The sequence below is a fragment of the Rhizobium sp. 01L419 genome (assembly GCF_056400025.1).
Genome location: NZ_JBFTSM010000043.1, coordinates 1 through 8,136, shown reverse-complemented (window position 1 = coordinate 8,136; position 8,136 = coordinate 1). Strand labels below are relative to the sequence as shown.

General features: G+C 57.3%; 13 protein-coding genes and 3 tRNA genes. 10 read left to right on the top strand and 6 right to left on the bottom strand.

From position 1 onward, the window contains the following. Nucleotides 1-116 (top strand): integrase core domain-containing protein (locus AC1DUP_RS36585; protein WP_477832141.1); only part of this gene is annotated, 116 nt, incomplete at its 5' end. A gap of 116 nt (nt 117-232) precedes the next feature. On the opposite strand, the gene AC1DUP_RS36580 is transcribed toward AC1DUP_RS36585, so the two are convergent. Further along, on the bottom strand, nt 233-454 hold the full coding sequence (locus tag AC1DUP_RS36580; protein ID WP_477837351.1) for a hypothetical protein: 222 nt from the start codon (nt 452-454) through the stop codon (nt 233-235). Nucleotides 455-728: 274 nt separating this feature from the next. Between AC1DUP_RS36580 and AC1DUP_RS36575 the strand changes: the two genes are divergently transcribed. Both AC1DUP_RS36575 and AC1DUP_RS36570 read left to right on the top strand, forming a co-directional pair. Continuing rightward, a complete protein-coding gene (locus AC1DUP_RS36575) occupies nt 729-1,025 on the top strand; it encodes a hypothetical protein (protein WP_477837349.1) in 297 nt (98 codons plus the stop codon). Continuing rightward, nucleotides 1,009-1,152, top strand: coding sequence for a hypothetical protein (locus AC1DUP_RS36570; protein WP_477837347.1), 144 nt, complete (start codon nt 1,009-1,011; stop codon nt 1,150-1,152). The genes AC1DUP_RS36575 and AC1DUP_RS36570 overlap by 17 nt, the downstream gene beginning before the upstream one ends. 99 nt (nt 1,153-1,251) lie before the next feature. Here AC1DUP_RS36570 and AC1DUP_RS36565 read toward each other — a convergent pair. The 3 genes from AC1DUP_RS36565 to gloA all read right to left on the bottom strand — a co-directional run bounded on the left by AC1DUP_RS36565 (nt 1,252) and on the right by gloA (nt 3,149). Continuing rightward, nucleotides 1,252-1,326, bottom strand: a tRNA-Glu gene (locus AC1DUP_RS36565). Between the two features lie 194 nt (nt 1,327-1,520). Further along, a complete protein-coding gene (locus AC1DUP_RS36560; protein WP_477837346.1) occupies nt 1,521-2,612 on the bottom strand; it encodes a YcbK family protein in 1,092 nt (363 codons plus the stop codon). Nucleotides 2,613-2,708: 96 nt separating this feature from the next. Continuing rightward, nucleotides 2,709-3,149, bottom strand: a complete 441-nt coding sequence (gene gloA / locus AC1DUP_RS36555; protein ID WP_113295659.1) for a lactoylglutathione lyase — start codon at nt 3,147-3,149, stop codon at nt 2,709-2,711. Nucleotides 3,150-3,342: 193 nt separating this feature from the next. Between gloA and AC1DUP_RS36550 the strand changes: the two genes are divergently transcribed. From AC1DUP_RS36550 to AC1DUP_RS36530, 5 genes are all read left to right on the top strand, one after another. Continuing rightward, nucleotides 3,343-3,921: a cold-shock protein gene (locus AC1DUP_RS36550; RefSeq protein ID WP_007827433.1), complete on the top strand. Its 579-nt coding sequence runs from the start codon at nt 3,343-3,345 to the stop codon at nt 3,919-3,921. Next, nucleotides 3,921-4,409, top strand: a complete 489-nt coding sequence (locus AC1DUP_RS36545) for a DUF192 domain-containing protein (protein ID WP_477837343.1) — start codon at nt 3,921-3,923, stop codon at nt 4,407-4,409. The genes AC1DUP_RS36550 and AC1DUP_RS36545 overlap by 1 nt, the downstream gene beginning before the upstream one ends. Before the next feature lie 83 nt (nt 4,410-4,492). After that, nucleotides 4,493-4,569, top strand: a tRNA-Pro gene (locus AC1DUP_RS36540). A 635-nt stretch (nt 4,570-5,204) separates the two neighbouring features. Then, nucleotides 5,205-5,510, top strand: a complete 306-nt coding sequence (locus tag AC1DUP_RS36535) for an ETC complex I subunit (RefSeq protein ID WP_113295742.1) — start codon at nt 5,205-5,207, stop codon at nt 5,508-5,510. Between the two features lie 56 nt (nt 5,511-5,566). After that, nucleotides 5,567-5,643 (top strand) — tRNA-Arg (locus AC1DUP_RS36530). Between the two features lie 133 nt (nt 5,644-5,776). Here the strand turns inward: AC1DUP_RS36530 and AC1DUP_RS36525 are convergent. Beyond that, nucleotides 5,777-6,301 (bottom strand): DUF992 domain-containing protein, encoded by a 525-nt coding sequence (locus AC1DUP_RS36525; RefSeq protein WP_113310183.1) that lies wholly within the window; start codon nt 6,299-6,301, stop codon nt 5,777-5,779. A gap of 187 nt (nt 6,302-6,488) precedes the next feature. On the opposite strand from AC1DUP_RS36525, the gene AC1DUP_RS36520 reads away from it, so the two are divergent. Both AC1DUP_RS36520 and AC1DUP_RS36515 read left to right on the top strand, forming a co-directional pair. Continuing rightward, complete coding sequence (locus AC1DUP_RS36520; RefSeq protein WP_477837341.1) at nt 6,489-6,662, top strand: hypothetical protein; 174 nt, start codon at nt 6,489-6,491, stop codon at nt 6,660-6,662. 192 nt (nt 6,663-6,854) lie between these two features. Continuing rightward, nucleotides 6,855-7,544: a hypothetical protein gene (locus AC1DUP_RS36515; protein ID WP_477837339.1), complete on the top strand. Its 690-nt coding sequence runs from the start codon at nt 6,855-6,857 to the stop codon at nt 7,542-7,544. A 130-nt stretch (nt 7,545-7,674) separates the two neighbouring features. Here the strand turns inward: AC1DUP_RS36515 and AC1DUP_RS36510 are convergent. Beyond that, nucleotides 7,675-8,136 (bottom strand): amino acid ABC transporter ATP-binding protein (locus tag AC1DUP_RS36510; protein WP_477836367.1); only part of this gene is annotated, 462 nt, incomplete at its 5' end.

Below are 8,136 nucleotides of genomic sequence, written 5' to 3'. Positions count from 1 at the left end.
CCGCAACAGCCCTCCGGAAGATCGACGGATGGATCGAAGACTATAATGAAATCCACCCACACTCAGCGCTGAAAATGGCCTCCCCAAGGGAGTTCATCAAAGCATTGTCTCAATAGCTGATCTGTCCGGCGAAATGGGGGGCACTCCAGCAGCGGAGTTGATCGAAGGGTCAAAGGGTCTATGAGGCGCGTGGCCACATCCGCGAAACTTCGCCGACGCTCAAAGGCTCCGATCAGATCTTGCCTCTTGCGGCAAAGACCAACACTTTGAGCTGATCGAAGTTGTGAACCCGTTGACGGTAAGGCTCGATGATAATCGCGGCGGCGCGCACCGTCTCTTCGTCATCGGCGTCCAGTTTAAATTCGTCCTTCACGGTATCCAGAACGCGCTGGCAAATGGCGAGGTCTTCCGATGTCATCGGTTGATCGCGCCCTCTCAAGTGACGTGCAATCATACGAACCCTCCATAATCGGAAATCGGGATTCGAGATAATTTTTCAGACCTGATTTTCAAGAATTCTTCGCGAAATATTGAGATCGGCAGAGACCCGATCCCTCATGCTGACCGGGCTCCCCATTGCCACCTCGTCAGAGCTGAGCATGGCGGCGGGCCACGTACCTTGATCATAATTCATCGTTAATCACTTGCCGCTCTGTTCGGGCGGCTTTTTTCGCATTCGCATAGCATTCACATTGAAAAGCCAGGGCACAAAAAGGATGGCAGACGACATGAGGAACACCAATGATGCCTACCGCACCTATACGGATGACATCACAGCCCAACTCGGTGAGCGAGTGACCAATCTCGGGCGCCGGCAGGCCGACCTCGAAGCGGAGATGCGTACAGGCTCCAAAGGCATCGATGCCGCGTCACGGCGCTCGCGAACGAAACTCGGGCGTCGATCGCCGCGCTCTCCCGGAACCGGAATCCAACAGACAATCGCCATTAAGCAGGTCGAGCCTCTGATCAACAGAGGTGGTTCCAAGCCTGCCCGTGGAGATCCTGGAGGTGTTGGCAAACGCTGAGCGCGGGTCTCTGACGGCGCCACAGAACAAAGCTGTCGAGCCGCTGATGACCGATAGCGAATACTTCGAGAAGATTACCCCGGAGGATCTAACGAAGAAGCGTCAGACGCTCAACAGCGTTGCGTAAACGCTCAATTCGGTGAGGAAAATCGGAAAAACATATAAAAAGCCCAGTGGGGCAGTTTTTGTCCCACTTGTTCCGCAGCTATCTGATTTTACAAATTAGTGGCACGCCCTAGGGGAGTCGAACCCCTCTTTACAGAATGAAAATCTGTCGTCCTAACCGATAGACGAAGGGCGCGTGCTGTGGTGGCGCCCTTATAGTCAGGCACTTCCGATCCCGCAAGCGGCAAATTCGAAATTTTGCAAAAAAATGACAGGCTGTTCCGCTGGTAGCAAATGAAGATTATTCGAGCCAAATCAACGGGCTGCGGCGGCCATCGGAAATTTGGTGCCGGCCGCTTCCCCCACGTCATGCTTTCAAAGAGTTGAAAGTCAGATCGCCCGTGCCGAGGCAATCGGCGCGCTCTTGCGGCCGCAGCCCCAGTTCCAATCGCGGGCATTGCCGGTGTCCAGGTGGACCGAATCCGTATGGCAATAGGTGCCGACGCCACCGCGGTTCGGCAGCGAGCGGATATATTGGGCAATATCCCATTTGCTGATGCCGTCGACCTGGATATCGGCCGCCTCACAGCTCTTGTGCATCGATTCCTCGGCGCCGCCGACTTCCCGGTTATGCTGCGGATCGCGGTAGCCCGATGTCACGACGACTGGCTTGCCGAAATGAGTCTCGACCGTCTTGATGACCCGCATGAGATCGGGCTTGAAGCAGCCGACCTGGACGTTGTCGTTCTGCACATGCAGGCCGTTTGGCGCGATACGCGTCATGCCCGGCAGCGATGCCTTCTGCAAGAGCCCGGAAAGGCTGCTGAGCAGATTCTGCTTCGGCGCGCTGTAGAGCGCATTCATCGTCGATCCCGGGATATCCCCGCTGGCAAGGGAGGCTGTCTGATCAGGCGCAAACTTCGTGCTGGTATTCTGCGACGATCGCTGCGGCAGCATCTCGCCCTGCTGTGGCTCGGGCGCGCTGAACACGCTCGATCTCGGAACCGCGTTCTGAGGTGCGTAAGCGTTGGCGCCCTGCGGCTGGATGACCGTGGAGGTCGAGTTGTTCTGTGGCGGCGCTGGATGATCGGAGAAAATGCTCATCGCCTGCGCGTTGATTCGCGTCGATTGCAGGACGAGACCGCCGATATTGGACGGTTGCTGCTGCTGCATGGCAGGATCGACGGGCGGGACCGGCGCCGCATTCGGATCCTGCGCGGCGACCTGCGGATCGGCACCGGAGACATTCGTCAGCATCGGGTCGCGATAGAGCTGTTTAGACGCTGTGGGAGATGCGGCCGGCATTGCCGCTGCCAGCTGGGGCGCCGGCTGTCCTGCTGCAGCCGGTGTGGCGACGGCGGCCGAATCAGGTGCCTTCTTGTCGGAAACGCAGCCGGAAAGCGCCAGGACAGAGCTGGCGATCAGCAAAGCACCGACAGCCTGCCGGCGCGGATTGGCAATCCGCTTGTTATTCTTGGTCAACCGCGAAATCTCCGGTGAATGCGGAAGGCGCCCGAAAGCGCACTTCCGTTACGAGTGAGCCGGAGAATGCCGCGTGAAGCTTGCCCGCAGCTTGGCTTACCAGGCGCCGGTATTGCCCATCGAAAGCCAGGGCTCGGTCGGGGCCAGTTTCTCGCCCTTTTGCAGAATCTCGATTGAGATGCCGTCAGGCGAACGCACGAAGGCCATATTACCGTCGCGCGGGGGACGGTTAATCGTAATACCGCTATCCATCAATTTCTGGCAAATCGCGTAGATGTCATCCACCTCATAGGCGAGGTGACCGAAATTGCGTCCTCCGGTATAATCCTCCTTGTCCCAGTTATAGGTAAGTTCGAGGCAGGGAGTCTTTTCGCTACGGGCACGGTCGATATCGTCCCGGGCAGCCAGGAAAACGAGCGTGAAGCGGCCCTTCTCGTTCTCATGGCGGCGGATTTCCTCGAGACCGAACAGGGTGGAGTAAAAATGGAGGGAGGCGTCGAGATCTTTGACGCGAACCATGGTGTGGAGATAACGCATTTTGTTTCCTCTCTCTTTTCAGGCTAGCCCGTCTGGGTAACGGACACCAGCTTCGGGCAAGTCATCGCTATAAAATGTACAGTTGGGAATAACCGAAAACTAGGACTTGCGCTTATCCGTTACCAAGATGTTAATCTTGATTTCAAGAATCAGTTAACCGTAACAGTGTGACGCGTATTGAGGGGCTGGCGACATGGCTGACAGGATTTCATCGAATGGCTTTACCGACCTTGAAGAGTTGTCGGGAGAACCGGTTGACCTCGTTGAAATCACCGGCGTGGTGAAATGGTTCGACGTGGCCAAGGGTTTTGGCTTCATCGTTCCCGACAACGGCATGCAGGATGTGCTGTTGCACGTAACCTGCCTGAGGCGCGACGGCTACCAGACCATTCTTGAGGGCACCCGCATCGTTGCTCTCATCCAGCGCCGCGAGCGTGGCTTCCAGGCCTTCAAGATCCTCTCCATGGATCAGTCGACTGCGATCCATCCCTCGCAGATGCCGCCGGTTCGCACCCATGTGCAGGTCACGGCAACCAGTGGCCTCGAGCGCGCCCTGGTGAAGTGGTTCAACCGCACCAAGGGCTTCGGCTTCCTGACACGCGGTGAGGGCACGGAAGACATCTTCGTGCATATGGAAACGCTCCGCCGCTTCGGCCTCACCGAACTGCGCCCCGGCCAGGTGGTACTGGTGCGCTTCGGTGATGGCGAGAAGGGGCTGATGGCTGCGGAGATCCATCCTGACGTTCCGAGCCCGGTCGGCCGGTCTCATTGATGCGTGGCCTGGTCTCTGTCGAGATGATGAGAAGCGCCTTGATGGCGCTTTTTTTCATGGTCGCTCTGCCGGCATTTGCGCAGCAGGACATGCACTTCGATAAAGAGCCGCTGATCATCCAGACGGCTGCCGGCAAAATGCTGCACTTCACCGTGGAGATCGCTGCTAGCGGCGACCAGCGCGCCTATGGCCTGATGTTCCGCAAGGCGATGGCTGAAGACGCTGGCATGATCTTTGATTTCGGCGTGTCGCGGCGCGTCACCATGTGGATGGAAAATACCGTCCTGCCGCTCGACATGCTTTTCGCCGATGGCAGGGGCGTCATCACCCATATCAAGGAAGACGCAAAGCCCTATTCCCGCGACCTCATCGATTCGATGGGTGAGGTCCGCTATGTGGTCGAGGTGAACGCCGGCACGGCCCACAAGCTCAATATCCGCCCTGGCGACCGTCTCGTCAGCGCCACGACAACAAAAAAGGCGAAGTAAGCCTGTGAAATCTGCCGGCTGAGGTGGATTTATGGGGTTGCTAGGGCAGGGGGAAGCGTGTATTCCCGCTGCAATCAAAGGCTCGGAGTGTAGCGCAGTCTGGTAGCGCATCTGGTTTGGGACCAGAGGGTCGGGAGTTCGAATCTCTCCACTCCGACCATTTTTCTCGCAATATTTCTGTAATTTGAGATCGGCTTCGCGGTTTGTGGAGGCCCTTTGGCTACCGTGCCGATTTTTGCTCAGGAAGTTTCCTGGTCAGGAAAATGGTGGCGATGCCATCGCTTCGCAAGCACGCCTGCTCACGTGTGCCGTGATTCAGCCCTGAGCAAGCAGGCCGACATATTGAGCATAGCTGATCGCCGCGTAGAAAAACGCAGTGATACTTGCTCCAATCATGATGGCATGGAATTCTGCCGAGGTTCTCATCGCTCTCACCCGTGTCACAACGGTTGGTAGGTACCCTAGTCGCCTATGCCGCTTATAACAATTAGAAAGCGATCAAAACATGCAACAATCCGAAACATTTCGGATTGTGTAACAGAATTGCCCGCTTATCCACACCCGGCGGCGAATAAGGGCTGCGCATCAAGCGCTCTGTATAAGAAACGCGCCACGCGGCGTTCGGTTTCGCCCACCTGCCAATGCGGCAGCAGCGGCGCTTTTCCCTTGAAAAAACGGGGATTTGCGGATAAGCAAAATTCACTTCTTCCTGCCATGTTCGGTGTGGAAGAAAGCCTGGTTCCAGGTTGAGTTATGAAAGGCGGGCGTTGCCCGCATATCGGAGGCGCTGCAGTCATGTCTGCTAAGATCTATCGTCCGGCCAAGACCGCAATGCAGTCCGGCAAGGCAAAAACCCACCTCTGGGTGCTGGAGTTCGATCAGGAGCAGCCGCGCAAGATCGACCCGATCATGGGCTACACGTCTTCAGGCGATATGCGCCAGCAGCTGAAGCTGACCTTCGAAACGCAGGAGCTTGCTGAAGCCTATGCCAAGCGCAGCGGGATCGAATACCGCGTTATCGCTCCAAAGGAGCCTGCACGCCAGGTCGTCGCTTATCCGGATAACTTCCGCTATACGCGCACACAGCCCTGGACGCACTGATCCGTCTTCGGTTTGATACAGAATATGCCTGATGCCGCGGATCGCGGCATACAGATGGCCCCTTAGCTCAACTGGATAGAGCAGCTGCCTTCTAAGCAGCAGGTCGCAGGTTCGAGTCCTGCAGGGGTCGCCAGTTTTCCAGAGAATTTGCTAGATATCGCGACTGTGGCCAAGCGCTACATTGCAATCGGCAGCAAGAATTAAGCCGGCGGTGCATCGTCATATCCGATGCACCGCCGGCTTTTGTTTTCTTCGCTCGTAGCCGCTTAGCTCTCAGGCGATAGCGTCATGGATGTGCCTGTCGCGGCAACATTGATGCCGAGCTGGCCGGTGACGCTGATCGTCTGCAGGTGGACCGAGCCGGAAGTGCCGCCGAAGAGCACGTTGGTGCCGATGCCGCCGACGAGTGTGGCTTCAGCGGTCGCGCCCTGGTAGAGGCCAGCCAACGAGCCGCGGTGATAGCCGGCCGTCGGCGCAAACACTGCCCAAAGCAAGCGGCCACGTGTGGTAAAGCCGAGATCCACGCCGAACTTGCGCAACGCACCACTGTAGTGCTCAGGCGATTCGTTGCTGCTGGTCGGCTGGAAGACGCAATCGATCTGCTTGGAAGACCCGAGCACATAGCCTATGCCGCCGCCGATATCGCAAGCGAGGTAGCCGATCTTTACGCCCCCGCTTACATCGGGAGCTACCGGCGGCTCCCGCCGCACCAAGTCCGCTGCGCTGGCGCTCATGGCAAAAGCCTGGAGCAAAGAGGCTGCGGCGATTGTGGTCGCGAGTATCTTTTTCATTTTCGTCTCCTTTGATATCGCAGGAAGGATATACCGTCGGCTTTGTCATAACCAAGGCAGGAAAGTCTTCGCAGTCATTTTGGTTCCGAGACTCGCCTGTGCCAGGCCGCCGCGGCAATCTTTTATGGAGCCCTATCGGGCCGCATCGGTTGTCCAGATGTCCATTTTTCGAACAACGGAGATGAGAATGAGCAAAACCGATGCGGACGAAATCCGCAAGAAAACAGAGCGGCAGGTAGAGAACACCAGTGCCGGAGGACATCTTGGCGGCACTTACTTCGGCCAGCAACCGGATGGCAAAACAGCCTCCTCCAGTAGCGCCGAGGCGCGGAAATCCCGTCCGAACGACGCAAGCAACTGATCTGATTGAGGGTTATACGACCATTGCGGCCGGCGAGCAGGCCGGCCGCGCTCATCCAAAGGGGCTATATTTGACCCATTTTGAAGCGGGGTCAGATAGTTATTTTAGAATATATTAACTATTCTATATTTTTGAGAGCTCCGCCGAAAACATTCGCAACTTGACCGCGTTTAATCCGCACGGGTTATTCCGATGGAGGACGGCCCGCTCGATCGAAGGTACGCGCGTTCCTCGGTTTGTCGAAAAACGGAGGAAGTCATGAAGTGCATTTCTCACATGCGGTCGCTTGCGTTTTTTGCTTCGGCCTGCATCGTTTTGTCATTACCTGCCGCCACTGCACGAGCGCTCGATCTTGGTGTTTCTGCCAATGTTGGAGGCATAAGTGCGGATGTGGGCGCATCGGCCAACTCAGGCGGTTTAAACACGAAAGCGAACGCCTCCGTCGGCGGCGTCAACGGCGTGAACGCTGATGTGGATGCTGACGTCGGCGGGCGAGATGGCGTCAATGCCAACGTTGATCTTGGTGCGGGTGGCAGCCGCAGTCTCGACGCAAAAGTCAACGCACTTGCTCTCGGCGGCTCTGGTACAGGCGCAAATGTCGATGTTCGCCTCGGCGGCGAAGATGGAACAAGCTCTGCGCTTTTCGGGCCGAATGGCTTGAATCTCGGCCCTGGCGGCGCCGCTGATGAAGTCGGTGACGGAGCCGGCTCAGTGGCCGGGGCCAACAGTACGTCCTCGGCGGTTGTCGAGCGTTTCAAGACAATGCCTGTCAATGACCGGCGCAAGATGCTGATCCGCTGCCGGGACATATCTGTTTCCGGAGGCTACGACCCGGAGCTTGCAGGACTTTGCGGGCTGCTGCGCTCCGCCGCCTCCCGCTAAAGACATGCGTAAAACAAAGACCTAAAGAGCGTGGCAAGCCGATCTCATGGATACTGACAAGCTTTAGTAAACTGCACGAAAAACCCGCCGGCAATCAGTCGGCGGGTTTTGAATCTCCATGCGCGTCCGATCAGTGCAGGATCTGGCTGAGGAACAGCTTGGTGCGCTCGTGCTGAGGATTGTCGAAGAATTCAGCCGGCGAATTCTGCTCGACGATCTGGCCCTGGTCCATGAAGATCACACGGTTCGCAACCTGGCGGGCAAACCCCATTTCGTGGGTGACGCAGAGCATCGTCATGCCTTCTTCGGCAAGGCCCACCATCGTGTCCAGCACTTCCTTGATCATCTCCGGATCGAGCGCCGAGGTCGGCTCGTCGAACAGCATGATCTTCGGGTTCATGCAGAGCGAGCGGGCAATCGCCACGCGCTGCTGCTGGCCACCCGAAAGCTGGCCCGGATATTTGTTGGCCTGCTCGGGAATCTTGACGCGCTTCAAGAAGTGCATGGCGATATCTTCGGCCTGCTTCTTCGGCATCTTGCGCACCCAGATCGGCGCCAGCGTGCAGTTTTCCAGGATCGTCAGATGCGGGAA

Excerpts from the sequence above, each read along its gene's own strand:
- AC1DUP_RS36520 (WP_477837341.1), top strand. The coding sequence starts at position 6,489 with ATGAGCAAAACCGATGCGGACGAAATCCGCAAGAAAACAGAGCGGCAG.
- AC1DUP_RS36535 (WP_113295742.1), top strand. The coding sequence starts at position 5,205 with ATGTCTGCTAAGATCTATCGTCCGGCCAAGACCGCAATGCAGTCCGGC.
- gloA (WP_113295659.1), bottom strand. The coding sequence starts at position 3,149 with ATGCGTTATCTCCACACCATGGTTCGCGTCAAAGATCTCGACGCCTCC.
- AC1DUP_RS36575 (WP_477837349.1), top strand. The coding sequence starts at position 729 with ATGAGGAACACCAATGATGCCTACCGCACCTATACGGATGACATCACA.
- AC1DUP_RS36550 (WP_007827433.1), top strand. The coding sequence starts at position 3,343 with ATGGCTGACAGGATTTCATCGAATGGCTTTACCGACCTTGAAGAGTTG.
- AC1DUP_RS36580 (WP_477837351.1), bottom strand. The coding sequence starts at position 454 with ATGATTGCACGTCACTTGAGAGGGCGCGATCAACCGATGACATCGGAA.
- AC1DUP_RS36525 (WP_113310183.1), bottom strand. The coding sequence starts at position 6,301 with ATGAAAAAGATACTCGCGACCACAATCGCCGCAGCCTCTTTGCTCCAG.
- AC1DUP_RS36545 (WP_477837343.1), top strand. The coding sequence starts at position 3,921 with ATGCGTGGCCTGGTCTCTGTCGAGATGATGAGAAGCGCCTTGATGGCG.
- AC1DUP_RS36515 (WP_477837339.1), top strand. The coding sequence starts at position 6,855 with ATGGAGGACGGCCCGCTCGATCGAAGGTACGCGCGTTCCTCGGTTTGT.